Origin of the sequence: Streptomyces sp. NPDC048644, assembly GCF_043199105.1 — a bacterium.
In the GTDB taxonomy this organism is placed as follows: Bacteria; Actinomycetota; Actinomycetes; order Streptomycetales; family Streptomycetaceae; genus Streptomyces.
Genome location: NZ_JBICVO010000018.1, coordinates 25978 through 51490, shown reverse-complemented (window position 1 = coordinate 51490; position 25513 = coordinate 25978). Strand labels below are relative to the sequence as shown.

The window sequence follows — 25513 nt, the reverse complement described above, 5'->3', positions numbered from 1 at the left end:
GTCAGCGGTTGAAGTGATCGATAGCAGTCAGAATGAGTTCTCTGGCGGTACGCCCGTAGACCGCAGCACGCCGATGAAGCTCGAATGCCTTCATATAGGTCTCGATTTCCCCCGGTTGTGTCACGGACATCTCGGCGGAGTACGTCTCCACCATGACGAGCTTGTCGTCAAACATCGCAAATCCGTGCCCGGCCCAAATTTCGAGAGGTGCGGAGCGCGGGACGATACCCAGACTGAGCCGGGGAAGCGACAACGCGCCCATCAGCCGGTCGAGTTGCGCCCTCATGACCTCTGAACCACCGTGATTTGAGTACAGGGCCTGCTCACCGAGGAGTACGTTGAAGATCCGGTCTCCTTTGTAGAGGTATCCCTGCCGTTCGAGGCGCTTTGCCACAGCCGCATCGGTATCGCTCGGAGTCCCGTACAAGTTGGCCACCTCGCCGAAGACGGCCCCGGCATACTCAGCGGTCTGGACGGTGCCCCAAATGATATTGGGCTCCCAGATCCTGAAGACCTTGGTCTTTCGGTAGAGCGGCAGAGACTTCTTCTGACGGTTTTCAGATCCGGCCTGGAGCTGTCGGCGCCATTCTGACCACAGTTCGTTGATGTGGCGGACAGTCGCAATGAGGTCGCTGACGTCGGCCTCGCGCCCGGTCGTCTGACACCAGAGGCGTATGTCGTTCTCACTCGCGTTCTGCTTCCCGTTCTCGATACGCGAGACCTTCGACTCCTGCCAGTGGAGGGCACGGGCGAGCGCCCGGCCGCTCGCGAATCCGGCGTCCTTCCGAAAGCCGCGCAACCGGGCGCCCAACGCCTCACGCGTTTCCTGTGCTTGCGTACTCACCGAGGGATCAGAAACTTGTACTCGGTGTGAGGGATGGCAATGTCCCAGAGCAAGTTCCGGACGCGAACGCACTCGGCGACGGTGGCGGGTTCCTCGACCACCTCTGATCCCAGAACTCGGCCGTCCTCGCCGAAGTGCCCCACGGCCAGGAGGTGGTCACCCAGGAGCCACCAGTCGTTGCCACCCAACGGGAAGCCGATGTCGCTCGGCACCTGGTGGCGGGGAAGCCATCGGATGTCCTCGCCCGCCTTCAGGTTCTCCGCAGTGACCGCATGTTCCCACTGGATGTAGGGGCTGTGCGGCTCACTGACCACGCGGACTCGTCGCACCGCACACCCGGCTGCCACGACCCGCCGCACGAGTTGACCCCAGGTTCCGAACCATGAGAGATCGTTTGGCTCGCCCCGCTGCCAACTCGTGAACGGCGATTCTTCGTGCGGGACGGTGTAGTCGTCCCTCAGCTCCAGGTGGAAGGCGTCGTGCGCGAACCTCTCAATGAGCTGGTTGCGCTCGGCGCTGGAGATCAGCTCCACGTGGGTCCTCCAGTAGGGCAGTGATCGCGGCCTTGGGGACCTCGACCACAGTCTCGTAGTCCGGGATCGACATCTTCGACAGGGCCTCGGGGTCTGCCACCTCCAGGCCCTGAACGACGAACGTACCTTCTGGCGTCAGGATCATGAGCGGGTCCTCAAGACGCCTGATCTCCCCGGTCGGCAGGCCGTCCTTCGTCAGGTGCTCGAACAGTTCCGTCGGGACCTCCACAGCGGTCTGCCCCTCCGGGATGTCGAGCTGCATCAGCAGGTCGTTCGCGAAGATCCGCCACCCCTGCACCAGGTAGGTGTCCCGGTCGGTTGCGTAGAGGGTGGGGCAGTCCCCACTCGCGGAGTTCTTACCAAGGAACCGTAGCTTCATGGTCGTTCTCCTGTCGGATACCTTGCGCCACTTTGCGCGACACATCGATGGTCGACCTCACGCTCAGAGCCGTCAATCAACTTGCTGCAAACTCGCGCAATCTTCTTGGGAGTTCGTGTTGCCCAGGTCTACGTTCGTCTCCGCATCCTTGTAATGCCGCCGCTGTCCCGGGTCCTTCGGGCCAGGCTCCGGCAGCTCTGGAGGAGCCGGAGCCGACCCCGCCTCCAGGGCCGGGCGTTCCACCCCCCGGAGGGACAACCATGACCACGGCCGCGACGAGATCAGCCTCAACCGGCGTTCCGGCCTACAGCCAGACATACCCGCGTACGGCGCGATCCTCCGGACCCGCTCGTCGACTGGTGTCAACAGCCCTTCACACATGGACCCTTGACGCTTTCCTGGACGACGCCTCGTTGATCGTCGCCGAACTGGTGGCCAACGCGGTGCAGCACGGCAGTGGCCACTCACTGCGGGTCAGCATCAAACGCGTCGCCGCGCCTCGGGTGCGCATCGCCGTGACCGACAAGTCGCTTCAACTGCCCGTCATTCGGCGTCCGCGCGCCGATGATCCATCGGGCCGAGGAATCCTGCTGATTGACAGCTTGTCGGCCCACTGGGGCACCGACACCCGGTGCTGGGGAAAGGTCGTCTGGTCGGAACTCCTCATGACTGACGAGCACTTGTGACCGCCGACTTGCGCGGCACGCAGTGCGCGTGACCAGGAACTCACACCCCCCCTCAGGGACCTCGATCACGACCAACGACAAGGACACTGTGAACGTTCCGGAAAATGCTCGGCCGACCACCTCCCGACCTGGAGTTGGTGACGAGGTGGAATATCTGCCGGGCTTCCACGCGATTGTCACGGACATTCGCGAAGGCACCCTCTACCTGCGGGCCGGTCCGCGTGAATGGCCGGTTGAAAACACAGGTGCACTACGAGTCAAACGGCCCCGCACACAACGGATCGCGGAACGTGACATCTGGTGACCGACACGCGAGCGATTCCTCGCCGGTAGTTCAACCGGCGGGTCACCAGCAATGCCCTTTACAGGATGACGAGTTGATGCATATCCCACCCCCTCAGAGACTCCCCGAGCTGTTGCACCCACGCGAACCCTTCATCACCCCGGAGGACCTGACCCGCGCCGTTTCCGACCCTTCCTACGCCTCACGTTTCGTTGACCTCCTCATCGCGACAGGCCGAATGAAGGCTGTCTGCGGTGAGGAGCCTCCTCTCGCTCCGGAGCAGGAAGCTGCCGCACGCGCCATCATGGGAGGTCCTGGCGCTGACGAATACGCAGGCCCCTCTCGCTGCGCCCTATGGCCCCGCCATCCCAGGTCGCATTACGCGGCTCTGCGCCACCTCGACCCGCACACCTTGTGGATCAAGTGGCGGTATCCGATAGGCCAGTTGCTGATCCTGCCCGACTGCGACGCCGTGAACGACGGACAGGTCTGTACCCACTGGCTGCGCCATCCCGGCCCGCACAACTACCCTGGACAAGGGCCGTAGCGCTTTCCGAGACTCCGGCCCGAGAATCGGACGTGTCGGTGCCGGTTGTACTCGCCCGGACAGCTACAGCACGAGAAGGGAGGAAAGGAAGGCCGCTGGTACGGGCAAGACCCCGGCCAACCACCCACCCCACAAACTCCGGAAGGGAGAAGAGATGACCGTGAATGTCCACAACGACGGCGGCGACAAGCTCCCCGGCGAGCCTTACCCCGGCCCTCACCAGCCCCCGACCCCCGACGGCGGCCCCGGCACCCCCAACCCGCCCAAGGCCGCCTGACAGTGACCGCCCACGCGAACCAGGACCGCCCCGGCCTCAACGAGCTGGGGCGCGCTCTCATGGTCTCCGGCGCCCTCTCATCCGACTGGGCCCCCGCCTACGCCGCCGTGCCCCGATCCGCCGTCCTGCCCGACCTCATCTGGCCGTTCGACATGGCGGCCGGCACCAGCGTCCCCGTGTCCAAGGCCGAGGACCCCGACACGTGGCAGCAGTACGCGGACGCGGACGTCCCGATCGTCACCCAGTGGGACGACGGTGCGAACCCCGGCACCGAACCGGGCCATGTCCCCACCAGCTCCGCGTCCATGCCGTCCGTCGTCTTCCGCATGCTCCAGGACCTGGACCTCCACCCCGGACACAAGGTGCTGGAAATCGGCGCCGCCACCCTGTGGAACTCACTCCTCATGGCCCACCGCGCCGGGCCCGGCAACGTCACCGCCATGGAGGTGGACGAAGCCCTGGCCGCAGCGGCACGCACCACAGCAGGACGGTTCGGCGACGCCGTCCAGGTCGTCCACGGCGACGGATTGCAGGGTCACCCGGCAGGGGCGCCGTACGACCGGATCATGGCAACGTGCGGCCTGCGCGCCATCCCCTTCACGTGGGTGGAGCAGTGCCGGCCCGGCGGCCTCATCGTCGCGCCGTGGGGGACGAACTACAGCCACGTCGACGCCGTGGCCCGGCTGGTCGTGGCACCCGACGGCAACAGCGCATCCGGAAGGTTCACCGGGCCCGTGGAGTTCATGAAGCTCCGCGCCCAGCGCCTACAGGTCGGTGCACACTCCGACTACGTCACCGGCAGCGTGGCCGACGGCGACGAAACCTCCACAACGATCACGGAGGAACAGTTCGTCGGCCACCAATTCGGCCCCCAGCGCTTCGCCATCGGCCTCCGCGTCCCCCAGTGCTTCCACGTCGTGGCGGCCAAGGAGGACGGCGCACGCCCGGTCTGGTTCTACAGCCTCACCGACCGCTCCTGGGCCTGCGCCATGTTCCGCGACGGCGACACCGCGCGGGTCTGGCAGCACGGCCCCCGCCGCCTCTGGGACGACGCCGCACACACCTACCACTGGTGGGTCCGCCAAGGACACCCCGACCAAACCCGGTTCGGCCTCACCGTCACCCCCGACGGCGAACGCGTCTGGCTGGACGACCCGGCCAACTCCTGGGCGCTCTAACCGAACCCGCCCGCTACGACTTCCCGTACCGAGGCTGCCTGATTCACACGTCGATCCAACTCGCAGGGCGCAAGGCTCGCGCCCGTACTTGAACCAGAGTCTGAGTCCCGGCCACTGGCACCAGGGACGCGTGTGGTTGAGCTGATAACCGTTGTGAAGCGTTGGCGTTCACGCCCTTGGCAGCGCATGATGGAGATAGCGCTCTCACCCGCATGGACGCAGGAGAATGACAGCCTTCTCGGCTCTCATGTCCGTCCCAACACAAGTGGATGGTTGATGCCGATTCGAGTAGTGCATTACTCAGACACTCAAGTGGACGCATCACGGAACGAGGGATACCGTGGCTGTACTCAAGCTTTCACTCTTTTCGAACAACTTTCCCGAATTCTTCATCATCGATCACACCGGCCTTGCTGACATCGCCAAGATCGAAAACGAAGAGGATCGCCGTAACGCCACGTTCCAGTGGACCGGCCCCAGCCTGAATTTCGGCGAAAGAGGAATGCTGGTACGAGCAGTTGCGCCGGTGGGCTTCTGTCTGCGCATCGCGACGTTCGACAACTTCCGCATACACAGCAAATTCTTCACCGGAATCACGGACCCTCAGGTCAAAGCCGAAGTCATCGAGGAATCCACTTACGTCCTCGAACAGGCGGAAATCGACCCGAATCAAGCCTCGTTCCGTTCCGTGAAGTTCCCAGATCGATTCATCCGGCACAGGAACTTCGAACTCTTTGCCGAGCCGGTGGTAACCCCTCCCGAGCTGCAGTCCGCATGTTTCAGGATTGCCCAGCCACTCCACCCGGCCGATTTTTAGCCATGCCGGTGAGGTATCGCGGGTGCGCGGCGACAGCCGCGACCACCCGCTGAGGGGGTCGCCGCGTCACCGCACATCCCCCGCCCCACCCAGCACATCCAGCAACGCATCCACCAGCTCCCGGTCCCGTTCCTGGGTAAGGCAGTTGCGGGCCGCGGCCGGTGGTAGCCATATCACCCGGTCCACCTCGCGGTTGGGGATGAAGTTGCCGCCAGTGGCCTCGGCTGCCCAATAACGGACTTCTTTGGGACGACCGTCGACCAGGTACCGGACGGTAGGTAGTTCCGGCCCCAGCTCGCAGGTCATGCCGGTTTCTTCCAGGGTTTCGCGTACCGCTGCTTCCCTGAAGCCCTCGCCCCGCTTCAGCTTGCCTTTCGGGAGGGACCAGTCGCCGTACTTGGGACGGTGTACGAGGGCGATCTGCGGGCCGTCGCCGTCCGGGACGCGGCGCCAGAGTACGCAGCCCGCGGCGCGTATCGGCCGTGGGGGCGATACCGGCGCCACCGGCGGGCTCTGCGGCGCCACCGCGTCGTGCCGCGCGCCGCCCGTCACGTCGTGCCGCGCGCCGTCCGTTACGCCGTGCCGCGCACCGCCCGTCACGTCATGCCTCCCGTCGTGCGTCACGTGTCGCTCCTCTGCTGGGCCGGTCGGTGCGGGCTGCGGGACGGTCGCGTCAGCTCCACCGGCTCTCCGGGGCGGGGGCCGGCAGCCACAGGCGGCCGAAGGTGAAGCGGGCCGCTGCCACGTCGTGCCGCTGGTCGGCGTGGAGCACGCCCAGGGCGTAGGCGGTGGCGGGCGCGATGCGGGGGGTGCGGGCGGCGGAGGCCGCTGCCGTGGCGGCCTCGGCGGCGTCGCGGTGGTGTTCCAGGGCGCGGCCGGCCTCGGCGAGGCGGAGGTCGGTCCGGTCGGGCGCCACGACTTCCTGGGCGTAGCGGCTGAGCCGTACCAGCGCCCTCACCTGGTGCCAGGGGGTGTCGTGGCGGTGCTCGGCGCCGAGCGCGTCGGCGGGGTACGGGTGGCCGGCGCGGGCGAGCGGCAGGGCGGCGACGGCCTCGGTCAGCTGGTGGTGCGCGTGGTCGGCGAGCGGGTGGAGGGTCTCGGCGGCCGGGCCTGCCGCCGCCGCCCGGTCGAGCGGCGCCTCGGATGCCAGGACCGCCACGGCGTCGGCGAGGGCGTGGAAGCGGGCGGAGCCGAGTGCCTGGAGCGCCGCGGAGTGCGCGCGGGTGCGGGCGAGGGTGAGCTGCCGGTCGAGCAGCGCGGCGGCCCGCGCGGCACCAGCGGACAGCACGCTCTCGGCGTCCGGATCTGCGGCCTGCGCCGTGACGGCGGGACCGGAGGCGAACGGGCCGGTGGAGGCAGGAGGGCCGGTGGAGGCGGAGGAGTTGGTGGATGCGGACGGGCCGGCGGGTGCGGGGACGCCCGGCGCGATGGCCCCACCGGTGCGCCCGCCGCGCCCCGCGCTCCCCGTACGGTCGCCACCGCCCGCACGCTCGCCCCGCTCCGTCCCCCGCCCCCGCCCGGTGCGTTCCGTGGCGGCGGTCGTGCGGGTGCCGCGTTCGGGGCGGCCGGTGAGACGTTGCAGGGCGGCCATCAGGCGGTCGCGGCGCCTGGCGCAGGCGTGTTCGCGGGCCAGGGTGCCGGACAACCAGCCGAGTTCGGCGCGCAGTTGGTCGGCCCAGGTCTCCTCGGTCAGCGGGCGGAAGGTGTAGAGGGTGGCGCTGATCCGGCGGGCGGCGGCGCGCAGTTGCCTGGCGGCTGCCTCCGCGCCCTCCGCGTCGGAGCCGCTCTCGCGGTGCAGGCGGAGGCTGCGCAGGAACTCCGCGGACTGGCGGTGCAGGTAGGCGGCGAGTACGTCGCCGGCCGTGGCGTTCGCGGGCAGCGCGTCCCCCGGGGCGAACGCCCCACCGTGCTCGCGCGTCCCCCCGGCGCCGTACCGTCCCCCGGCCCCCTGTGGCCCCCCTGAGCCGAACGGTCCCACTGGTTCCTGCCATCCCCCCGTGTCCTGCGGGCCCCCCGGCCCGTCCACCACCGCGGCGCGGGCGCCGGGCGCCCCGCCGGGTCCGTATCCGTTGCCGGAGCCGGGCTCGTATCCGTTACCGATGCCGTTGCCGATGAGACCTGTCGGCCCCCCGGCCGGCAGGTCATGTCGCTGGGCCACGCCGGCGCCTCCGCGCGTCAATGAGCATTTCCTGTACGTTGCGCAGCGGCGCGCCCTCCGCGTCCACCGCGTGCCGGGTCCAGTTGCCGTCCGGGCCCAGGTGCCAGGAGGAAGTGGAGTCCGACATCCCGGTCTCCAGCAGCCGGTTGAGTGCGACGCGGTGCGCCGGGTCGCTCACCCGCACCAGCGCCTCGATCCGCCGGTCCAGATTCCGGTGCATCATGTCGGCGCTGCCCAGCCACACCTCGGGCTCGCCGCCGTTGCCGAAGGCGAAGACCCGGGAGTGCTCCAGGAAGCGGCCGAGGATGCTGCGGACCCGGATGTTCTCGCTGAGGCCGACGACCCCCGGTCGCAGGGCGCAGATGCCGCGCACCCAGACGTCGACCGGCACACCCGCCTGCGAGGCGCGGTAGAGCGCGTCGATGACGGCCTCGTCGACCATGGAGTTGACCTTGATGCGGACGTAGGCGGGGCGGCCTGACCGGTGGTGGGCGGTCTCCTTGGCGATGCGCTGCAGCAGCCCCTCCCGCAGCGACCTGGGCGCGACGAGCAGCCGGCGGTAGGTGCCCCGCCGCGAGTAGCCGCTGAGCCGGTTGAAGAGGTCGGAGAGGTCGGCTCCGACCTGCGGGTCGGCGGTCAGCAGCCCGAGGTCTTCGTAGAGCCTGGCGGTCTTGGGGTGGTAGTTGCCGGTGCCGACGTGGGCGTAGCGGCGCAGGATCTCGCCTTCCTGGCGGACGACCAGCGACAGCTTGGAGTGTGTCTTGAGGCCCACCAGTCCGTAGACGACGTGACAGCCGGCCTCCTCCAGCTTGCGGGCCCACTTGATGTTCGCCTGCTCGTCGAAGCGCGCCTTGATCTCGACGAGGACGAGGACCTGCTTGCCGGATTCCGCGGCGTCTATCAGGGCGTCGACGATCGGCGAGTCACCCGAGGTGCGGTAGAGCGTCTGCTTGATCGCGAGGACGTCGGGGTCGGCGGCGGCCTGCTCCAGGAACGCCTGCACGGAGGTGGAGAAGGAGTCGTAGGGGTGGTGCAGGAGGACGTCACGGGCCCGCACCGCGGCGAAGATGTCGGGGGCGGAAGCCGACTCCACCTCGGCGAGGTCACGGTGCGTCCCGGCCACGAACTTGGGGTATTTCAGCTCGGGCCGCTCCAGCGCGCCGATGCCGAACAGGCCGGTCAGGTCGAGGGGACCTGGCAGCGGGTAGACCTCGGCCTCGGAGACCTTCAGTTCCTGCACGAGCAGGTCGAGGACGGACGGGTCCATGGACTCCTCGACCTCCAGCCGCACCGGCGGCCCGAAGCGCCGCCGCATCAGCTCCTTTTCGAGCGCCTGGAGGAGGTTCTCCGCGTCGTCCTCCTCCACCTCCAGGTCTTCGTTGCGGGTGACCCGGAACATGTGGTGCGCCCGCACCTCCATCCCCGGGAACAGCTCCTCCAGGTGGGCGGCGATGACGTCCTCGATGGGGACGTAGCGCTGCGGGGACGCCTCCAGGAAGCGGGAGAGCAGCGGCGGCACCTTGACCCGCGCGAAGTGGTCGTGGCCGCTGACCGGGTTGCGGACGACGACGGCGAGGTTCAGCGACAGGCCGGAGATGTACGGGAAGGGGTGCGCCGGGTCCACGGCCAGCGGCGTGAGGACCGGGAAGATCTGCTGGCGGAAGAGGGTGAACAGGCGGGCCTGCTCCTTCTCGGTCAGCTCGGGCCAGCGGATGAGGTGGATCCCCTGGTCGGCCAGCTCGGGGGCGACGTCCTGCTGGTAGCAGGCGGCGTGCCGGGCCATGAGCTCGCGCGAGCGGGTCCAGATCAGGTCAAGGACCTCGCGCGGCTGGAGGCCGGACGCGGACCGGGTGGCGACACCGGTGGCTATCCGGCGCTTGAGTCCGGCGACCCTGACCATGAAGAACTCGTCCAGATTGCTGGCGAATATGGCCAGGAAATTCGCCCGTTCCAGGAGCGGGGTGGCCGGGTCCTCGGCCAGCTCGAGCACCCGCTCGTTGAACGCCAGCCAGCTGCGCTCGCGGTCCAGGAAGCGCCCGACGGGCAGTTCCTCGCCGTCCGCGCCGGGCACCCCGGTCTCTTCGTACGCGTCGGCGTCGGAGTCGAGGTCGGGTTCCAGCTCCGGTACCGTCGCGGCGACCGCGTTCGGGCGGTGGGCCGCGATGGACCCCACGGACGGCTGTGCCGAAACCCCGTTGACCTGCGACGACGCCGTGGAGGGCGCCGGGTCCTGCCCCTCGGTCCTGGTCTGGGCCTGAACGCTCGGCTGCTGGTTCATGTCCTCATTCTTCCGCGTCTGGGCGATTTCAGGCGCGTCGGACGGAGGCGGCGCTACACGGAGCCGCGGGTGGGGGACGTTCGGCACAGCGGGCTGCATCCGCCGATGCTCGCAAGCGAGTTTGAATGATCGGTAACGCGAACGTGGCGACGAGGCAAGCGGGGGGCTACCGGCAGGCGGCCGGGGCGGGAATCGGCAGGCAGAAGGCCGGGCCGGGGGCAAACACCCCCGGCCCGGCCTTCTCGTCCCCGCGGGGCCGGGCGGGTGACACCGCCGTCCCCGGCGCCCGGTGGCGCCCCTCCCGTCAGCCGTGCCTGCGCTTCATGACGCGGAAGGCGATCAACGTCAGTGCCACGGCCAGCACCAGCACGATGCCCGCCTCGGTCCAGGCCAGCTGCCAGTGGTGCGACACCGGGTGCTGGTCGACGTAGCTCGCCACGATGCCGCGGTCGTGCAGGCAGGATTCGTAGTCGGGGCCCGCTTTGCAGGCATCGCTGGACAGCCGGGATCCGGCGGCGTTGAGGCTCCCCTGGCCCAACGGCCAGGAATTGTCCGGGAGTTGCTGCGACTCCCCGCCCTTGAAGACCGCGGTGGCCGGCGCCATCAGGTACGGCCGGACCAGCTGGAGCACCGTGTTGACGACCACCATCACGCCGAGCGTCACGGCCATCGACATCACCGTCCGCCGCAGCAGCAGCCCCGCCAGCGTGCCGACGGCCAGGCCGAGCAGGCACTGTGCGACGGGTACCGGTCCGAGCGCGGCGTAGCCGGTCGTGGAGTACCAGTACGAGCCGGTCACCTCGTCGCCGCCGACCTGCCACATCCACAGGAAGACCGCCGCGAGCGCCGCGGAGGTGACCACCGCTGCGGCGGCCGGCAGCGCGATCTTCGCGGCCAGCCAGCGCAGTGCGCCGACCGACTGCGTCAGGACGAGCTTGTGGGTGCCCGCCTCGAACTCGCGGGCCATCAGCGGCGCTCCGACGAAGATGCCGATCAGGACGGGCAGCGTCAGCAGCCCCATCTCGGCGAGCCGGAACGGTGAGCCGTAGGAGGCGCGGAAGGCGTCCACCGCCTCCTGGGTGCCTTCACAGTGCGGGTCGAGGGAGATCGCCGAGCAGCCCGCGATGTGGTGCTCGTCGATGAAGCCGCTCATCTGGCCGCGCAGCACCGCCATATAGACGCAGCCCGCCACCAGCACGGTGAGCAACACCGCGAAAACCAGGCGGTGTTGGCGCCACACGAGCCATACCAGCCCGCCTGTCCGCGCCCTGCCCGCCCCCTGCGCGAGCTGCCCGCTCCCGGTCGCCCCAAGATCTGCCGTCGTACTCATGCCGCTGCTCCCTTACCCCTGCGCCCGCAGTTGTCACTGCCGCCGCCGTGGTCGAGGTGACCACTCGTGTCGCTCATGTCGCTCGCATTGCTCGTGTTGCCTGTGCCGCTCGTACCGCTCGCGTTGCCCGCACCTCTCGTGCCGATGCGCTGCCGCTGACTGTCGCCGTCCCCCCGGAGCCGCTGACCGTTGCGCGGCATCCCGGGGATGCCCGGCTTGTGCCGCAACCGCGTTCCCCACGGCCCGGCGCCAGGACCGGCCTCGGCGGGCGCGTGGGGCCTGCACGGGATCGGCTCGGCGCTCGGCGCGATCAGCGCTGGCACGCCTGGCGCCCGCAGATACGCGAGCAGCAGCTCTTCCAGGGAGGGCTCGACGGCCTCCCACGGCCCGTTCACCGGCCCCTGCCGCCGCACCATGGCCGTGAACTGACGGCCACTCACCTGCGCCTCGACGACGGCATGCGCGGCGATCCGGGACGGCAGCCCGGCCCCGGGACCGTTCAACTCGCCCATCAACAGACTGTGCGCACCGATGACGTCATCCACCTCACCCGCGAGTCGCACCCGCCCCTCCCCCAGCACCAACAGGTAGTCGCAGACCCCGTCCAGCTCGGCGAGCAGGTGCGAGGACATCACGATCGTGGTGCCGTGCTCGGCGGCCTGGGCCATCAGCAGGGCCGTGATCTGGTGCCGCACCAGCGGGTCGAGGTCCGCCAACGGCTCGTCGAGCAGGAGGATTTCGGGGCACCTGGCCAGGGTGAGGGCGAGCGCCACGCGGGTCCGCTGCCCTCCGGACAGACTGCCGACGCGGGCGTCCAGCGGCACCCGCCCCTCGCGCACGACCTGTTCGGCGCGCTCCTGGCACCAGCCGACGGGGTTCAGCGCGCGGCCCATCCGCAGCGTCTCGTCGACCGTCAGCCGCGGATAGAGCGGCTTGTCCTGGGTGAGGTACCCGATGCCCGTGCGCCCGGCGGGCTTGACGGGGTCGGCGCCGAAGACCCGCACGGCCCCTTCGGCGGGCCGGGCCAGGCCCGAGAACAGCGACAACAGCGTGCTCTTGCCCGCGCCGTTGGGCCCGGCGAGCGCGCAGATGCGGCCGGCCGGCAGCCGGAAGGTGCAGTCACGCAGTGCCCAGCGGCGGCGGTACCGCTTGCCGAGGCCGACCGCCTCGATCGCGGTGCGCCCCGAGGCCCGACCGGTCGGAACACCCATCGGCCGCATCCCCTCCCCAGCCATTCCACTAATTAAGTAGTGAAAGGGTGGGGGAAGTGGGCTGCGCCTGTCAACCTGCGCCGCATACGCTGCCCCGATGCCCGCCTCTCCCGCGCCCGCGCTCCCACCACTCCCCTACACGCCCGCCCACCCCCTGCGCACCGAACGCCTGGACCTGCGGCCCGTCACGCTCGACGACACCACCGCGATCCACGCCTACCGGTCCCTGCCCGAGGTCTGCCGCTACCTCTACTCGAACCCCATCGACGAGACGACGGCCCACGAGGCGGTCACCGCACAGGCGGCCCGCACCACCCTGCGGACCAGCGGCGACGTCCTCCAACTCGCCGTCGCGGTCCGCGAAACGGGCCACCTGATAGGCGACGTCACCTTCGTCCTGACCAGCACCACGCACCGCCAGGGCGGCATCGGCTACGTCTTCCACCCCGCCCACTCCGGCCACGGCTACGCCACCGAAGCCGCCCGAGCCCTCCTCAAAATCGGCTTCGAAGACCTCCGACTCCACCGCATCCAGGCCGAATTGGACGGCCGCAACACCGCATCGGCCCGCCCCCTGGAACGCCTCGGCATGCGCCGCGAGGGCCACCTGCGCGAGAACGAATTCCTCGACGGCGAATGGACCGACGAGGTCATCTACGCGCTGCTGGCCGACGAGTGGCGGGCGCTGCGGGCCCCGGAGGACCGGCGGCCACCCGCCCCATCGGCGCCCTGATCCCCTCCTCGGCTCACCTGGCCCAGGTCGGGCTCGCCCAGCGGGCACTCAGACCGGACGCCCCTCCGGTACGCCTCGCCCGCGCAGGCGGTCCATCTCGCGCCATTCCGGGCGTAGTCCGGCCAGGTTCGTCGTGAGGAAGTACGCGGCGCCACCGGCCAGCAGCACCGGCCCGAGCCCGACGGAGGTCACCGCCGCCCCGGCGATCAGCCCGCCGAGCGGAATGCCGGACCAGGCCAGCGAATCGCCCAGCGCATTGACCCGGCCCAGCAGTTGGCGGGGAACCCGCTCGAAGGATATGGCCCCCAGGATCGGGTTGAGGAAGCCCCCGCCGAACCCGCTGACGGCGAACACGGCGAGCACCGCCCACATCGGCGCGTGCAAGGCAAGGACCAGGAATCTCGGCGCCCCGGCGAGCAGGAACCCGGCGAAGAACACCACCCGTCGCCGCATTCTGTGCGCGACCGCCGCAGCCACCAGGCTCCCGGCAATCGCCGCGGCTCCCCCCACGCTGCTGTTCAGCCCGATAACCGCCGGCCCGTTACCGGATTCCTTCGCCCACACGGGCACGAGAACCGTACTGAACGCCGCATCCAGCAGGTTGGTGACCCCGATCGTCACGATGACGGTGAGCAGCAGCGGCTCGCTGCACAGAAAGGCGAATCCTTCGCCGAACCGCTGCCAGTACCCCGTATCCAACTCGCCCTGAGGCAATACCTGTTCTGTGACCGGCCGCCCATGCCCCGCGGCAGCGTCACCGCGATGATCAGCGATCCCAGCACGAAGCACCCCGCGGTGACAGCAAGGCCCGTCAGAGGGCCGAGCAGCGCCACCAGAGAACCACCAGCCGCTGGCCCAATGGTGGCGGCGAGCCGCTCGGTCACACCGGACAGGCCGGTGGCCCGCTCCAGCGGTACCCGGCTGCGTTCGGCCGCCTCCGGCACCATCACTTCCTTGGCCAGGTCACCGGGACCGCGTGCCGCGCCGATCAGCGCGACCAAGGGCAGCAGAAGGGGAAGGGAGAGCAGGTCCAGGGCGTGGAGCAGAGGTACGGTGCCGACGGCGGTCGCGCTGGCCAAGTCCGTGGACCAGGAGATGCCCCGGGGGCCGGCCCGGTCCACCAGCGGACCGGTTAACGCCTTGACCGCCACATAGGGCGCCATCTCACAAAAGGCCACCAGCCCGGTCTGGGTGGCGCTGCCGGTGGCGACCAGCACGAACCAGGGCAGTGCTACCGCCGAGATCCGGGTGCCGGTCAACGACACCGCTATCGCCGCGAGCACCCCGCCCAGCGGCCGTAAGGACCGCCGGGCGGCTGTCCCCCCGACGCCCGCGGCTTCTTTCGTCACGAGGTCTCCGCTCCATTCGCTTCGGCAGGACCCGACTCGCCCTCCGACGCGGAGCGCGCCGCCAACTCGGGCAGGACGTGCGTAATGACGGAAACCCTCTCGGCACCCTCGGGAGCCTCGGCCGCCCCCTGCGGCGTATCGCGCCGGTAGCGGGTGATGACCGCCCTCAGCTCCTCCTGCAGGGCCGCAGCCTCGGCGGGAGTGAGCCGCAGGGGCCAGTCGCTCATGTCGAACGTGTCGCGCCAGGTACGGGGCATCGTCTGCAGCTCGTTGAGCGCTCGCTGGGTGCGCAAGGTGTAAGTGGCGGCGACCGACTGCAAATAGGCCATCGTGGCCTCGGGCTCCCGCTCCGCAAGGTCCGGGTCGTTCAACCAGGTCGACTGATGGACCGAACGCCACCAGCGCTCCCGCGCGTTCCCGCGCTCCGCATCCTCCTCGACGAAACCTGCCGCGCCCAGCTGACGCAGGTGGTAGCTGGCCGTACCGGAATTGACGCCCAGCCGCTCGGCGAGCCGGGTGGCCGTAGACGGCCCGTGCTTCCGCAGCAGCCCGACCAACTGCACGCGCACCGGGTGCGCCAGGGCACGCAGCCCCTTCGCATCCAGGGCTGCTGCGTCCGCCTCGGTGTCCGGGTTGTACGGGCCCTCACTTGATTCACTCATGTCTCGCACCGTAAACCGCAAACAGTTCTTTGCGAAGACTTATTCGCGAAGAACTGTTTGCAATCGGTCCTGACCTTCGGGAGGAACCACTCATTGCCGTCGAAAAAGCGCCCACCCGGCACAGGATTCCGCCGGATCGTACGGTCAGACCCACCAACTTGTGGACATCCAGGGCGCGTTGGGGAATACAGCAGGAAACAGCCAGCCCCTCACCACGCCACCCGCAAACGGCTGAGCAGCACGCGCCGGGCATCGCCGAGCAGGCCGCAGGGCGAGGGGCGGACCTGGCGGATGATGCCGTGGCGGGGGAGCGCGGCGCCTTGGCGTTCCACGCCGCTCATGACCGGGTCGCAGCCCGCCAGGACGAGCCCGTAGACGAACTGTGTCGCGTCGTCCGCGTCTTCGAGGGCGGCGCGGGCCGCTGTCAGGGCGGTACGGGCCTTGGTCCGCATATGAGTGAGCAGGGCCCGCACGCCGCGGGTGTCACGGCCGGTCTCCAGGTCGGTGCGGCTGGCACCGAAGCGCAGCAGGTCGGTCTCGGGAATGGTGAGGAAGCCGCGCCGCAGGTCAGCGGCCAGGTCGGCCAGATCGTCCACCCGCTGGGCGGCATCCATGACCAGCCGTACCTGGCACTCGGGCACGGGCTCGGTGGCTGCCAGCCATACGGCGCACTGCATGCGTGCCGCCGGCATGCTGATGTGGTCGATGGTGTCGTCGTGGTCCTGTTCCGTGGCGTAGCCGGTGGTCCACAGCCGTTCGGCCTGGCCCACCAGGTAGTCCTCCACGTCGCGGTGCACGACGCTCCGGACGTCGACGGTGTGCAGGAACGCGCGCAGGAACGGCTGGTCGGTCTGCCCGGTGAGCAGCCCCCGGCGGACCTGTCCGGCCCAGGCGTGGAACCGCGACGGATCGCACTGCCGCACCGGCACGTCCACCAGGCAGTCGGCATACAGGGCGAAGGCCGACAGGGCGTAGAAGTGCGGTTGCCATGCCGGGGGGAACAGCAGGCGGATGACGGAGTAGAAGGCCGGATATCTGCGTGCCGTCAGGCGGGCGGCGGCGGTGTAGTCCTCGCGCAGAGCGCCGGACGGCACGCCGGCGACGCTCATCGTGAGCCGCCAAGGCGTGGCGTGCGAGGTCAGCGAACGGAACGTCGGCAGGGGCAACGCCCGGCCGGCGCGGGCCGGTTCACCGTACGGAGATCCGGACGAAGATCCGGACGGACATACGGGCGGCGTCATGACCATCGGTCCGGTCGCCGTTCGCCGGCCGTCTTGAGCCGGTCCAGCAGGCTGAGGCCCACGTGGGCGGCCAACTCACCGGGCAGGCTGAGCAGATCCGTCAGGCTGGGCAGGCCGTACAGGCCGGGTGTGGTGGGGGTGATGCGGTCGGGGGGATCGGAGAGTGGGGTGCCCGGCGGGGTATCGGCGTCCGCCGGTCCCGGCTGTTCGGGGATCAGGCCGCCGAAGCGGCGCTGGCGTTGCTGGTAGAGGTCCAGGGTGTGCCGGAAGTGCCCGGAGCGGAAGTCCGGCCACAGGACGTCGAGAAAGATGAGTTCGGCGTAGGCGCAGTGCCACAGCAGGAAGTTGGACAGCCGGTGTTCGCCTCCGGTGCGGATGAGAAGGTCGACGTCCGGGAGTTCGGGCCGGCAGAGGTGACGGGCGAAGGTCTCGGCGGTGATCTCGTCGGCGGGGGTTTGCTGTGCGGCCAGGGCGCGCGAGGCGTCGACGATGTCCTGGCGCCCGCCGTAGTCGAACGCGAGCGTCAGGTGCAGGGTGCTGTTGTCGCACGTCAGCTCCTCGGCGTCCCGCAACGCGGCCATCGTCGGCGCGGGGATGCGGGAGTCGGCCCGGCTCAGGATCCGGATCCGTACGCCCTGCCGGTGCAGACGCGACGCCTGCCGACTGATGATCTGCTGCGGGAGGACGTTCACCAGGAAGTGCACTTCCTCCTCCGGACGTGACCAGTTCTCGGTGGAGAAGGCGAACAGCGTCAGCCACTCGACGCCTTCGCTCAAGGCGCTGTCCACAGCCGAGTTGATGGCGAGCCTGGCCGCCAGATGGCCGTGCGTACGGTCGAGCCCGCGACGCTTGGCCCAGCGACCGTTGCCGTCCATGATGCAGGCGACGTGCCGAGGGGGAGTCTTCGACGCCATCCACGCTCCAGAGGTCACTTACCGCATTCACATGAATACGAAGAGGTGCATTCCCTGGGCAAGTCCGCCGCACTCCTTGCCCTCCCGCCTCTTCCGGGGGATGTCGCTCAGGGGCTGCGGCGGGCGGGAGTCCGAAGCCGGGAGGCCGTCACCCGGCCTCCGCCCCCAGGTCGACCACCGTGCAACGCCGCAGCTCCACGACGAGTTGGGAGGCCAGGAACCACGCCGCGTGCGGATGGCCGTAGGGCAGGTACCCGTCATCCGAAGCGGCCGACAGCGCCGTGCCGCGCGGCGCGTGGAAGCCGCCGAAGACGCCGCGCGGGCGGGGCTTTCGCACGCGGACGGCGACCGGCTCGGACAGGTGCGGGCAGTGCCGGACGGCGAGCGCGGCGCACGGCACGCAAACCGGCGGCTTGGTCCCGTACTTGCCCTCGGGCCAGCCCGGCGACCACTCGTCACCGTCGGGCCGCGGCAGGAGGAACAGCCACCCCCGCGACGTCCGCCCGGCCGGCCCGCCGCAGACCTGACACAGCCCTTCCAGCAACGCCCGCCGCTGCCGAACCGGGTGCACCTTACGGAAGTTGGGCTTCCCCTCCCCCGGCGCCTCGACGAGCCGACTCCACAGCACACCGTGCGCGTCCCGGTCGCCGGGCGTCTCGTCGCGGTAGCCGAGCCCCGCCCCGTCACGTCGAACGGTGAGCGACCTGACGCTGACCCGCTCCTCGCTCCAGGCGGTGATGTACGGGACGGGCACCTTGCCCTGCCGGTCGGAATGCAGCATGCCGTGGGCCTCCTCTTCACGTCGCACTCCCGGGTGAAGTCGCCTCGGGATGTGCTTAGTTGGGCACCATGGCAACGCGACGGGCAATGGAATGGCGTCACTTAAACGGCAATGCTGAAAGCGCTGACCTGCCGTAATGCTGACCGAGATCACTAGAACCAGAGGTCGCAGCATTGGACGAGATGACACCGCTGGAACGTTTGAATCCACTCCAGCGCTTCGGACTTGACGTCAAAAGGGTCCGCCTGGGCCGCAAGCTCACACAGAAGCAGTTAGGTACGGCTGTGGGTTACTCCTACGCGTACGTCAGCATGGTGGAGTCCGGGAAGGTGATGCCGAGCAAGAAGTTCGCCGAAGGATGCGACCGGGCGTTCGGCACCAACGGGCTCTTCGCGGGCATGTTGCGGAGGATCGACGAGGGGGACCATCCCTCGTGGTTCGTTCCGTACCTCAACTTGGAGCGCAAGGCGTCGCGAATCCTGGCCTACGAGACGAACCTCGTAGCAGGCATCATGCAGACAGAGGACTACGCACGGGCCGTCTTCCGCGTATCCAACCCCCAGGCGACGCCAGAAGGCATCGAGGACAAAGTCGCGGCACGCCTACGGCGACGTGAGGCGCTTGAGCAGGATGCCCCGCCGTTCCTGTGGGTCATCCTTCACGAAGCATGCCTGCGAACCGTCGTTGGTGGACCCGAGGTCATGGCCGGGCAGCTCGACTACCTGCTGAAAATGGCCCCATCGCATCGCATCAGAATCCAGGTCATGCCGTTTGCCGCAGGCATCCCCGCCACTTCCACGATGCCCTTCATCGTGTTGCGCTTCCCGGATTCCCCCACCGTGTTGTACACGGAGACCCGGGTAGGAGGCAGGATGCACGACTCCGCACAAACGGTCGAAGCTGCCCTGGATGACTATGATCTGCTCAGAGCACATGCGTTGTCCCCAGACCTGTCGCTGGCCCTGATCAAGACTCTGCTGAAGGAGTACCACGCATGATCCCCGACTTGGATCTCGTCACCGTCGAGTGGGCCAAGTCCTCCTACAGCGAGGGCAATGGCGGGGCCTGCATCGAGTTCTCCCCCGCCCTCACCCAAGCCCACGGCATCGTCCCCGTCCGGGACAGCAAGAACCCCGCCGGGCCCGCGCTCACCTTCCCGGCCAGCGGCTGGACTTCGTTCGTATCCGCCGTCAAGGGCGGGGAGTTCAGCGCCCGCTGACCGTGGCTACGGGCGGTGCGACGGGACCGGTCGGAGTCTGGGCCAGCGGGCGAGCATGCGGTGGCGCAGGTCCGTGCTGAGCCTGCTCAAGGCGCTCAGGTCGGGGCGGTCGGCAGTCAGGCGGCCGACGACGCCGAGTCGGTGGACGACCCGTTGGCGGGCGGTCGCGGTGCCCCACTTCCAGTCGCGGTGCGGGATGCGGGCCAGGTGGTCGGTGGCTCCACGGTGGGCCTTCTGGACCAGGGCGTCGCCCCGGAGCAGCCAGCCGGCGCACGCGTCGGCGAGGTCGTCGTGGAGTTCGGTGCCGGTCGCGGTGTGCCAGGCCGTGCGGTAGGCGGTCTCCGCCCGTTCCAGCAGCGGGTCGGCTGCGGTGGTGACGCACCAGCATGTGGGGAAGCCGATGCGCAGGTAGGCGAGTTCCATCAACCCACTGCCCAGTGACGCCTGTTCGAAGTCGATGAACCTGATGCCGTGGGCGGTGTGCAGGTCGTTGCCGGGGCAGGGATCGCCGTGGAGGAGGGCGTGTCCGGGTGCCTGGCCGAGGCGGTGCACGAGGTCGTCGAGCTGGCCGGACAGGCCGGGCGGGGCGGGGACCTCAAGTGCGTCGGCCAGGCCGGTGAAGGAGGCGACGTCCGCCGCGTCCGGGCCCTGCCAGCGGGGAAGTGTTCCGGCGTCCTCCGGGCGGGCGGTGGCGTGCAGTCTGGCCAGTGCCGCCGCGTAGCCGACGATCCAGTCGGCGGGCGGGCGTTGGTCGTCCAAGTGCTCCAGGACCAGCAGCCGTTCGCCGGGGTCGGTGGCGAGGAGGGCGGGTGCCACGGGGACGTCGGCGCGGGCGGCGAGCCGCAGGGCGGTCACCTCGCGGGCGTACCGCTCATCGGCGTCGGGACCGTCGACGAACTGCTTCACCACCGCCGGCGTCCCGGCCAGTTCCACGCGCCACACACGGGAGCGCGGACTGCTGTCCAGACGCCGGGCGCGCCCGGGGGCGCCCAGCTCTGCCCGTAGCTCGTCCCCGAAGGGCGGTTGTGACCGCATGGGCGCATCCTTCCATGGGAGTGGCCAACTCGGCGGCTGTGGGAGGGGAACAGCGAACGGCCCCGTGATCATGGATCGCAGTGCGCAGTGCGCAGAGCGCGGATCACGGGGCCGTCCGCCGGACCGGCACGGTGCTCGGCCGCTCCGTCGCTCACGTCTCCGAGCGGTACATCAGGTCCGTCTCGTGGGTGAGGAAGCCGAGGCGTTCGTAGACCGTGACGGCGGCCGTGTTGTCGGCGTCGACGTAGAGCATGGCCGTCGGCAGGCCCTGCGCGGCCAGGTGGCGCAGACCGATGGCGGTCAGGGCCTTGCCGAGGCCGCCGCCCTGCGCGCCCGGCCGTACGCCGAGTACGTAGACCTCGCCGATGCCCTCGTCGGCGTGCACCTTGGTCCAGTGGAAGCCGACCAGCCGGCCGTCCCGCTCGGCGAGGAAGAAGCCCTTCGGGTCGAACCAGCTCTCGGCCTTGCGGGCGTCCAGGTCGCGCTGGGTGAGGGAGCCCTGCTCGGGGTGGTGGGCGAACGCCTCGGCGTTCACCGCGAGCCAGGCCGCGTCATCGGCGCCCGGCTGGAAGGGGCGGATGGTCACGCCCTCGGGGAGGCGGGGTTCGGGCAGGTCCAGGTTGGTCAGGGGGCGGCGCATCTGCCGCAGCTCGCGGAACATCGTCAGGCCGAGGGTCTGGGCGAGGTGCCGGGCGGACGGGTGGCCGCCGTGCGCCCACACCCGCAGCCGCCTGCCGGACTGCTCCATCAGCTCGCCGCCGAGCGCCCGGCCGTGCCCACGGCCGCGGTGCGCCGGGTGCACGACCAGCTCGGCGGCCGGGGCCTCCACCGGGTCGGTGTCCTCCAGCTGCCCGTAGCCGACCAGTTCCTCGCCGTCGTCCGCCGGCACGTACACCAGCACGTGCCGTACGCCCTCCCTGGCCCCGCCGCGCAGTTGCAGCCGCCCCTGTTCGGACACGGCGGGCTGCCCGTCCGTCCGTGCGGCCTGCTCGATCAGTGCGAGGGCCGTGGCGGCCTCCTCCGGCGCCAGCTCGGCGGCCACCTGAATCCTGCGGCCGGTGCGGCCCGTCTCCTGTGCAGCGTCAGTCATGCTTCGAAGCGTACGGCGCCGGGGCGGGACACCGGGTGCCGACCGGGCAGCGCCACGGCCGTCGGCAGGCAACCGGCGGGCCGCCCGGCGCCCGGACCGCATCGACTCCCGGCCATCGGCCCGTCATCTTCCGGCCCCTGTTGCGCTACGCGCGTTGACCGTAGGCTGCCGTCCGCCCGGACTCGTCCCACGCGTCCCACGGACACGTACGGCCCGTCCCACGGACACGTACGGCCCGTCCCACGGACTCGTACGACGCATCCCACGGACACGTACGACGCGCACGGGCCGGCCGCCTCGCCCGCACGCACGGCGCCGCCACCCGACCGGCCCACGAAGGGGACCACATGCCAGCGACATCTCAACGGCGGCGCCGCATCCGCGGATTGACGGCCGGGGGCGCGGTGCTGGCCGCCGCCGTCGGCGTCACCGCGGCGGCCGTACCGGCCGGCGCGGGCCCGCGCACCGACCACCGCACGGACCACCGCGCCGACCGGTCGCATGGCCGCACCGTCGATGTCCAGCTGCTCTCCTTCAACGACTTCCACGGCAACCTCGAACCGCCGCAGGGATCGTCGGGGACGGTGGAGGAGGCGCAGCCGGACGGCGGCAGGAAGACGGTCGCGGCGGGCGGCGTCGAGCACCTCGCGCAGGCGCTGCGCACGGCCCGTAAGGGGCACCCGTACTCCGTCACCGCGGCGGCCGGCGACATGATCGGGGCCAGCCCGCTGCTCTCCGGGCTCTTCCACGACGAGCCGACCGTCGAGGCGATGAACAAGCTCGGCCTGGACGTCACCTCCGTCGGGAACCACGAATTCGACGAGGGCCGGGCCGAGTTGACCCGGATGCAGCGGGGCGGCTGCCACCCGAAGGACGGCTGCTTCGAGGACGGCAAGACCTTCAAGGGCGCCGATTTCCCGTACCTGACGGCCAACGTCACCGACGACAAAACGGGCAAGCCGCTGCTCAAGCCGTACACCGTCTGGAAGCACAAGGGCGTCAAGATCGGCTTCATCGGGGTGACCCTGAAGGGAACCCCCAACATCGTGAACGCCGAGGGAGTCAAGGGACTGAAGTTCCACGACGAGGTCGCCACGATCGACAAGTACGCCAAGGTCCTCGAACACCAGGGCGTGAAGTCGGTCGTCGCGCTCATCCACGAGGGCGGGATGCCCGCCTCCACCTCGTACAACTACGACTGCGACAGCCCGGGGCCAGGCGACGGCATCTCCGGGCCGATCACCGAGATCGCCAAGAAGGTCACCCCGAAGGTCGACGCACTGGTCACCGGACACACCCACCAGGCGTACGCCTGCACCATCCCCGACCCTTCCGGGACTCCCCGTACGGTTACGTCGGCCGCCTCCTTCGGCCGGCTCTACACCGACACCACGCTGACGTACGACCGCAGGACCCACGACATCGTGCGCACCCGCGTGCACGTGCCGGGCGCGGCCAACCACGTCGTGGACCGCAACCGGCCCAAGGCCGCGGACATGACGTCCCTGATCGCCCGCTGGAACAAGCTGGCCGCGCCGGTCGCCGGGCGGCCCGTCGGCCACATCTCCGCCGACATCGCGGGCCGCGGCGCGAACGCCCCCGAGTCACCCCTGGGCGACGTCGTCGCCGACGCCCAGCTGGCGGCCACCGCGGACACCGGCAAGGGCGGGGCGCAGCTCGCGCTGATGAACCCCGGCGGCATCCGCTCCGACCTCGCGTACGCGGCGTCCGGTGGTGAGGGTGACGGGGTGGTCACCTACGGGGAGGCGTTCACCGTCCAGCCGTTCACCAACATGATGCACGTCGTCGACCTCACCGGCGCCCGACTGATCGCCGGGCTCCAGCAGCAGGTCAGCGGCCCGAACGAGGGCTCGCCGAAGATCCTCCAGGTGTCCGAAGGGCTCACCTACACGCTGGACATGACCAAGTCGGGTGCCGCCCGCGTGGTCAAGGACTCGGTGAAGCTGAACGGCAAGGCCATCGACCCGGCCGCGACCTATCGCGTCGCCATGAACGAATTCCTGGCCGGCGGCGGCGACGGATTCCCCGCGTTCAAGGACGGCAGGAACCCTCACGTCGGCCCGTCGGACCTGGACGCCTTCACCGCCTACCTGACCGCGCACTCGACGGCCCAGAAGCCCCTGGACCCGCCCAAGGCGGACCGCATCACGGTGGTGAAGTAGGGAAAAGCGCAACCCCTTTCCGTCTTCCATCTTTCCCCGCGCGCAGGGGGAAGACGGAAGGCGGAAAGGCGGAACCGGAAAGGCGGAACCGGAAATCCGGCATGGGAAATACGGTACGGGGTACGGGGTACGCGACGTCCGGAAAATTTCGGCCAAGTCGACGCGACAATCTTCGCTTAACTCGCTTACCGCCGGTAGGACTTGCGTGCGAGGGTCCTGCGCATGGTGGGATGTGCGGATGCGAACCCCCACACGCATATCTTCACCCTCGGCGCACCGGGCGTCCGCGACACCAGCGGCGCCCTCGGCAGCCCTGCCCTCGTCCGACGCCCCGGAGCCCGCCGCACCGGGCCCCGACGACGAGTCGACCCGGGACACCCGCGAGTTCGCACCGGTCAACCCGTACGCGGACCTCGCCGCACTCGCCGACCCCGAGCCGGAGCCCGAGCCGGCCCCCGCCCCCACCGGGAGCCCCCTCGGCGAGCGCCGCAGATACCTCAACGAGCGTGACGACAGCGACGACCCGCTCGGCCTCGGCCTGCGCTCCGACGACGAGCGCGACGAGGAGTGGGTGGCGCCCAACCACCGCCGCACGAAGCGCGGCATCAGCCGCTTCGCCGCCGTGCCGCTCACCCTGAAGCTGCTGGTCGCCGTGCTGGTGTGCGCGGCGTTCCTCACCCTTTCCGACCGGTTCGCCGTCCTTTATGCGCAGAACAAGGCCGAGCAGCAGATCAAGAAAGCGATGCACCTCACAGCGGCACCGGAAGTCGAAATCAAGGGCTTCCCGTTCCTCACCCAGGTCGCCGACAAACACCTCGACCAGGTCGACGTCACCATTCCCGATGTGGCCGCCGACCGCGTCTCGCTGGCGAAATTCGAGGCGAGCGCCCGCGATATACAGCTGGACGGCGATCTGCCCAGTTCCATCAAGGGCGCCACGATCGGTTCCATGCATGGCAGTGTGCTGCTCGCTTTCGAGGACATGAATCGCGAACTGGGCGCATCGCAGGTGAAATTCAGCGAAATGGGGCCGAACGCGGTCCGCGCCGTCGGACAACTGCCGATCGCCGGGCACGAATTGCGCGTCCACGCCCAGGCCCGCATTCAGCAGGCGGGCGACCGCGGTGTCTCCACCCAGATCAGCAAGATGCGCCTGGACATCGGCGACGTCGCCGTCTACCGGCCGGGCACCGGCAAGGAAGAGGGCCTGCGGCTGACCCACAAGGCCGCCGACGAGCTGAGCCGGCAGGCCGCCAAGGTGAAGGCGATGCTGAGCGTCCCGGCCATCGCGGACCGCATCGGCATCCCGCAGGAGTACATCGACCAGGCCCTGCACAGCGAGGAGAAGCTGCACGAGCTGACCGGCGCACCGCGGTTCGTCGAGAAGCTCATGAAGGTCAACCTCGTCGACGTGGTCGTCGACCACCCCTGGCTGCTCCAGAAGGTCGGCATCGACCCGAAGGTGCTAGGCGCCCTGACCGGCCTGACCAAGCCGCAACTCGCCGACCAGCTGTCCCTCTCGTTCCGGCTGCCCAAGACACCGGGCGACGTCCGCCTCCGCCACATCTCCGTACAGGAGGACGGCATCCGCGCCGAACTGACCGGCTCCGACCTGCCGTTCGGCGACGCAGCGAAGAAGGCGGAACGGCAGCAGGGCGAGGACGAGCGGGCGAAGAAGGGCTGAGGGGCGCCGGGCGCCCTTTCTGCCGGCGGGGGGCGGCGATTGCCTCCATACCTCCGAAGGCAAAAAACACTCCAGCGTCCTCCCCGCCCGCCACTACGGTG

At 69.6% G+C, this 25513-nt stretch carries 23 protein-coding genes and 1 pseudogene; 9 read left to right on the top strand and 15 right to left on the bottom strand.

The window, feature by feature from the left end:
- Nucleotide 1: 1 nt before the first annotated feature.
- The 3 genes from ACGFNI_RS30530 to ACGFNI_RS30520 are packed head-to-tail and all read right to left on the bottom strand — an operon-like array spanning nucleotide 2 to nucleotide 1756.
- Nucleotides 2-844 carry a helix-turn-helix domain-containing protein gene (locus ACGFNI_RS30530; RefSeq protein ID WP_393688119.1) on the bottom strand — a complete coding sequence of 281 codons (843 nt, stop codon included), beginning with the start codon at nucleotides 842-844 and terminating at the stop codon, nucleotides 2-4.
- Nucleotides 841-1377, bottom strand: a complete 537-nt coding sequence (locus ACGFNI_RS30525; RefSeq protein WP_393688118.1) for a DUF6879 family protein — start codon at nucleotides 1375-1377, stop codon at nucleotides 841-843. The genes ACGFNI_RS30530 and ACGFNI_RS30525 overlap by 4 nt, the downstream gene beginning before the upstream one ends.
- Nucleotides 1337-1756 carry a hypothetical protein gene (locus ACGFNI_RS30520; protein WP_393688116.1) on the bottom strand — a complete coding sequence of 140 codons (420 nt, stop codon included), beginning with the start codon at nucleotides 1754-1756 and terminating at the stop codon, nucleotides 1337-1339. Before ACGFNI_RS30520 ends, ACGFNI_RS30525 begins: the two co-directional genes overlap by 41 nt.
- 47 nt (nucleotides 1757-1803) lie before the next feature.
- On the opposite strand from ACGFNI_RS30520, the gene ACGFNI_RS30515 reads away from it, so the two are divergent.
- The 4 genes from ACGFNI_RS30515 to ACGFNI_RS30500 all read left to right on the top strand — a co-directional run bounded on the left by ACGFNI_RS30515 (nucleotide 1804) and on the right by ACGFNI_RS30500 (nucleotide 5544).
- On the top strand, nucleotides 1804-2442 hold the full coding sequence (locus tag ACGFNI_RS30515; protein WP_393688337.1) for an ATP-binding protein: 639 nt from the start codon (nucleotides 1804-1806) through the stop codon (nucleotides 2440-2442).
- A gap of 984 nt (nucleotides 2443-3426) precedes the next feature.
- Nucleotides 3427-3549 (top strand): hypothetical protein, encoded by a 123-nt coding sequence (locus ACGFNI_RS30510; protein ID WP_393688114.1) that lies wholly within the window; start codon nucleotides 3427-3429, stop codon nucleotides 3547-3549.
- Between the two features lie 59 nt (nucleotides 3550-3608).
- Nucleotides 3609-4727 carry a protein-L-isoaspartate(D-aspartate) O-methyltransferase gene (locus ACGFNI_RS30505; RefSeq protein ID WP_393688335.1) on the top strand — a complete coding sequence of 373 codons (1119 nt, stop codon included), beginning with the start codon at nucleotides 3609-3611 and terminating at the stop codon, nucleotides 4725-4727.
- Between the two features lie 340 nt (nucleotides 4728-5067).
- On the top strand, nucleotides 5068-5544 hold the full coding sequence (locus tag ACGFNI_RS30500; RefSeq protein WP_393688112.1) for an AbfB domain-containing protein: 477 nt from the start codon (nucleotides 5068-5070) through the stop codon (nucleotides 5542-5544).
- 66 nt (nucleotides 5545-5610) lie between these two features.
- On the opposite strand, the gene ACGFNI_RS30495 is transcribed toward ACGFNI_RS30500, so the two are convergent.
- From ACGFNI_RS30495 to ACGFNI_RS30475, 5 genes are all read right to left on the bottom strand, one after another.
- Nucleotides 5611-6069 carry an NUDIX hydrolase gene (locus ACGFNI_RS30495; RefSeq protein WP_393688333.1) on the bottom strand — a complete coding sequence of 153 codons (459 nt, stop codon included), beginning with the start codon at nucleotides 6067-6069 and terminating at the stop codon, nucleotides 5611-5613.
- A 148-nt stretch (nucleotides 6070-6217) separates the two neighbouring features.
- Complete coding sequence (locus ACGFNI_RS30490; protein WP_393688111.1) at nucleotides 6218-7702, bottom strand: CHAD domain-containing protein; 1485 nt, start codon at nucleotides 7700-7702, stop codon at nucleotides 6218-6220.
- A complete protein-coding gene (locus tag ACGFNI_RS30485; protein WP_393688109.1) occupies nucleotides 7686-9980 on the bottom strand; it encodes an RNA degradosome polyphosphate kinase in 2295 nt (764 codons plus the stop codon). The genes ACGFNI_RS30490 and ACGFNI_RS30485 overlap by 17 nt, the downstream gene beginning before the upstream one ends.
- Nucleotides 9981-10284: 304 nt before the next feature.
- On the bottom strand, nucleotides 10285-11310 hold the full coding sequence (locus ACGFNI_RS30480; protein WP_393688107.1) for an ABC transporter permease: 1026 nt from the start codon (nucleotides 11308-11310) through the stop codon (nucleotides 10285-10287).
- Nucleotides 11307-12521 carry an ABC transporter ATP-binding protein gene (locus ACGFNI_RS30475; RefSeq protein WP_393688105.1) on the bottom strand — a complete coding sequence of 405 codons (1215 nt, stop codon included), beginning with the start codon at nucleotides 12519-12521 and terminating at the stop codon, nucleotides 11307-11309. The genes ACGFNI_RS30480 and ACGFNI_RS30475 overlap by 4 nt, the downstream gene beginning before the upstream one ends.
- A 97-nt stretch (nucleotides 12522-12618) precedes the next feature.
- Here ACGFNI_RS30475 and ACGFNI_RS30470 point away from each other — a divergent pair, with 97 nt between their 5' ends.
- Entirely contained in the window at nucleotides 12619-13254 is a 636-nt protein-coding gene (locus ACGFNI_RS30470) for a GNAT family N-acetyltransferase (protein ID WP_393688103.1), read from the top strand.
- A gap of 48 nt (nucleotides 13255-13302) precedes the next feature.
- Here the strand turns inward: ACGFNI_RS30470 and ACGFNI_RS30465 are convergent.
- The 5 genes and pseudogenes from ACGFNI_RS30465 to ACGFNI_RS30445 all read right to left on the bottom strand — a co-directional run bounded on the left by ACGFNI_RS30465 (nucleotide 13303) and on the right by ACGFNI_RS30445 (nucleotide 18201).
- Nucleotides 13303-14603: pseudogene (locus ACGFNI_RS30465) on the bottom strand (MFS transporter).
- Nucleotides 14600-15265 (bottom strand): ArsR/SmtB family transcription factor, encoded by a 666-nt coding sequence (locus ACGFNI_RS30460; protein WP_393688101.1) that lies wholly within the window; start codon nucleotides 15263-15265, stop codon nucleotides 14600-14602. The pseudogene ACGFNI_RS30465 and the gene ACGFNI_RS30460 overlap by 4 nt, the downstream one beginning before the upstream one ends.
- A gap of 209 nt (nucleotides 15266-15474) precedes the next feature.
- Entirely contained in the window at nucleotides 15475-16374 is a 900-nt protein-coding gene (locus tag ACGFNI_RS30455; protein WP_393688099.1) for a squalene/phytoene synthase family protein, read from the bottom strand.
- Between the two features lie 128 nt (nucleotides 16375-16502).
- Entirely contained in the window at nucleotides 16503-17420 is a 918-nt protein-coding gene (gene uppS, locus ACGFNI_RS30450; protein WP_393688097.1) for a polyprenyl diphosphate synthase, read from the bottom strand.
- 148 nt (nucleotides 17421-17568) lie between these two features.
- Complete coding sequence (locus tag ACGFNI_RS30445) at nucleotides 17569-18201, bottom strand: hypothetical protein (protein WP_393688095.1); 633 nt, start codon at nucleotides 18199-18201, stop codon at nucleotides 17569-17571.
- Between the two features lie 173 nt (nucleotides 18202-18374).
- On the opposite strand from ACGFNI_RS30445, the gene ACGFNI_RS30440 reads away from it, so the two are divergent.
- Together ACGFNI_RS30440 and ACGFNI_RS30435 are read left to right on the top strand one after the other, a co-directional pair.
- Nucleotides 18375-19199 carry a helix-turn-helix transcriptional regulator gene (locus ACGFNI_RS30440; RefSeq protein WP_393688093.1) on the top strand — a complete coding sequence of 275 codons (825 nt, stop codon included), beginning with the start codon at nucleotides 18375-18377 and terminating at the stop codon, nucleotides 19197-19199.
- On the top strand, nucleotides 19196-19420 hold the full coding sequence (locus tag ACGFNI_RS30435) for a DUF397 domain-containing protein (RefSeq protein ID WP_393688091.1): 225 nt from the start codon (nucleotides 19196-19198) through the stop codon (nucleotides 19418-19420). Before ACGFNI_RS30440 ends, ACGFNI_RS30435 begins: the two co-directional genes overlap by 4 nt.
- Before the next feature lie 6 nt (nucleotides 19421-19426).
- On the opposite strand, the gene ACGFNI_RS30430 is transcribed toward ACGFNI_RS30435, so the two are convergent.
- Together ACGFNI_RS30430 and mshD are read right to left on the bottom strand one after the other, a co-directional pair.
- Entirely contained in the window at nucleotides 19427-20455 is a 1029-nt protein-coding gene (locus ACGFNI_RS30430; protein ID WP_393688089.1) for a phosphotransferase family protein, read from the bottom strand.
- Nucleotides 20456-20606: 151 nt separating this feature from the next.
- Nucleotides 20607-21545 (bottom strand): mycothiol synthase, encoded by a 939-nt coding sequence (gene mshD / locus ACGFNI_RS30425; RefSeq protein ID WP_393688087.1) that lies wholly within the window; start codon nucleotides 21543-21545, stop codon nucleotides 20607-20609.
- A 347-nt stretch (nucleotides 21546-21892) separates the two neighbouring features.
- Between mshD and ACGFNI_RS30420 the strand changes: the two genes are divergently transcribed.
- Together ACGFNI_RS30420 and ACGFNI_RS30415 are read left to right on the top strand one after the other, a co-directional pair.
- Nucleotides 21893-23728: a bifunctional metallophosphatase/5'-nucleotidase gene (locus ACGFNI_RS30420; RefSeq protein WP_393688085.1), complete on the top strand. Its 1836-nt coding sequence runs from the start codon at nucleotides 21893-21895 to the stop codon at nucleotides 23726-23728.
- Nucleotides 23729-23966: 238 nt separating this feature from the next.
- Entirely contained in the window at nucleotides 23967-25412 is a 1446-nt protein-coding gene (locus ACGFNI_RS30415) for a DUF2993 domain-containing protein (RefSeq protein WP_393688083.1), read from the top strand.
- Nucleotides 25413-25513 lie beyond the last annotated feature (101 nt).

Excerpts from the sequence above, each read along its gene's own strand:
- uppS (WP_393688097.1), bottom strand. The coding sequence starts at position 17,420 with ATGGCGTCGAAGACTCCCCCTCGGCACGTCGCCTGCATCATGGACGGC.
- ACGFNI_RS30445 (WP_393688095.1), bottom strand. The coding sequence starts at position 18,201 with ATGCTGCATTCCGACCGGCAGGGCAAGGTGCCCGTCCCGTACATCACC.
- ACGFNI_RS30430 (WP_393688089.1), bottom strand. The coding sequence starts at position 20,455 with ATGCGGTCACAACCGCCCTTCGGGGACGAGCTACGGGCAGAGCTGGGC.
- ACGFNI_RS30520 (WP_393688116.1), bottom strand. The coding sequence starts at position 1,756 with ATGAAGCTACGGTTCCTTGGTAAGAACTCCGCGAGTGGGGACTGCCCC.
- ACGFNI_RS30505 (WP_393688335.1), top strand. The coding sequence starts at position 3,609 with ATGGTCTCCGGCGCCCTCTCATCCGACTGGGCCCCCGCCTACGCCGCC.
- ACGFNI_RS30475 (WP_393688105.1), bottom strand. The coding sequence starts at position 12,521 with ATGGGTGTTCCGACCGGTCGGGCCTCGGGGCGCACCGCGATCGAGGCG.
- ACGFNI_RS30460 (WP_393688101.1), bottom strand. The coding sequence starts at position 15,265 with ATGAGTGAATCAAGTGAGGGCCCGTACAACCCGGACACCGAGGCGGAC.
- ACGFNI_RS30415 (WP_393688083.1), top strand. The coding sequence starts at position 23,967 with ATGCGAACCCCCACACGCATATCTTCACCCTCGGCGCACCGGGCGTCC.
- ACGFNI_RS30470 (WP_393688103.1), top strand. The coding sequence starts at position 12,619 with ATGCCCGCCTCTCCCGCGCCCGCGCTCCCACCACTCCCCTACACGCCC.
- ACGFNI_RS30485 (WP_393688109.1), bottom strand. The coding sequence starts at position 9,980 with ATGAACCAGCAGCCGAGCGTTCAGGCCCAGACCAGGACCGAGGGGCAG.
- ACGFNI_RS30480 (WP_393688107.1), bottom strand. The coding sequence starts at position 11,310 with ATGAGTACGACGGCAGATCTTGGGGCGACCGGGAGCGGGCAGCTCGCG.
- mshD (WP_393688087.1), bottom strand. The coding sequence starts at position 21,545 with ATGACTGACGCTGCACAGGAGACGGGCCGCACCGGCCGCAGGATTCAG.
- ACGFNI_RS30435 (WP_393688091.1), top strand. The coding sequence starts at position 19,196 with ATGATCCCCGACTTGGATCTCGTCACCGTCGAGTGGGCCAAGTCCTCC.
- ACGFNI_RS30420 (WP_393688085.1), top strand. The coding sequence starts at position 21,893 with ATGCCAGCGACATCTCAACGGCGGCGCCGCATCCGCGGATTGACGGCC.
- ACGFNI_RS30455 (WP_393688099.1), bottom strand. The coding sequence starts at position 16,374 with ATGAGCGTCGCCGGCGTGCCGTCCGGCGCTCTGCGCGAGGACTACACC.
- ACGFNI_RS30515 (WP_393688337.1), top strand. The coding sequence starts at position 1,804 with ATGGTCGACCTCACGCTCAGAGCCGTCAATCAACTTGCTGCAAACTCG.
- ACGFNI_RS30510 (WP_393688114.1), top strand. The coding sequence starts at position 3,427 with ATGACCGTGAATGTCCACAACGACGGCGGCGACAAGCTCCCCGGCGAG.